Annotated in this window: 1 protein-coding gene; it reads left to right on the top strand. The window is 47.7% G+C overall.

Going from position 1 to position 663, the window contains the following annotated elements; genetic code table 11:
* A partial coding sequence (locus tag PGX78_RS09045) for an AAA family ATPase (protein WP_270446631.1) occupies positions 1 to 663 on the top strand: 663 nt, incomplete at both ends.

Here is a 663-nt window from a genome sequence, read left to right as displayed (position 1 = left end):
GGGGCGTAAGTATGTACGTGTTTCCTTAGGCGGCATAAAGGATGAAGCGGAAATTCGCGGTCATCGTCGTACTTATATCGGGGCCTTGCCCGGACGAATTATAACGGGTATGAAGCAGGCCGGCACTAAAAATCCGGTATTTCTTCTGGATGAAGTGGATAAGCTGGCGTCGGATTTGCGCGGCGATCCGTCGGCAGCCTTACTGGAAGTGTTGGATCCGGAACAAAATGATACGTTTACGGATCACTTCATCGATTTGCCTTATGACTTGTCGAAGGTTTTCTGGATTATGACGGCCAATGTGGCGGGAAATATTCCCCGTCCCCTGCTGGATCGTATGGAAATTATCGACTTTTCCAGTTATACGGAAGATGAAAAGGTACAAATTGCCAAGAAGTATTTAGTACCCAAGCAATTGAAAGAAACGGGGTTAAAAGGAAGGGGAATTAAGTTCTCCGACAGCGTATTACGTCGTATTGTTCGCGATTATACGAGGGAATCGGGTGTAAGGACCTTGGAAAAGACTATCGGGGCCGTTTGCCGCAAATTGGCCAAAGCCGTTTTGTTGGAAGAACATGCCGACTTATCCGTTACCGTTAAGCGCTTACCCGATTTCTTGGGACCCGTCAAGTTCCTGACTCCTGAAAGAAAGCAGAAGAACGC

This window comes from Megasphaera sp. AF13-6AC (assembly GCF_027685385.1).
Lineage (GTDB): Bacteria > Bacillota > Negativicutes > Veillonellales > Megasphaeraceae > Megasphaera > Megasphaera micronuciformis.
The sequence above is the reverse complement of the archived record's forward strand: the minus strand, read 5'-3'. Positions and strand labels throughout refer to the sequence as shown.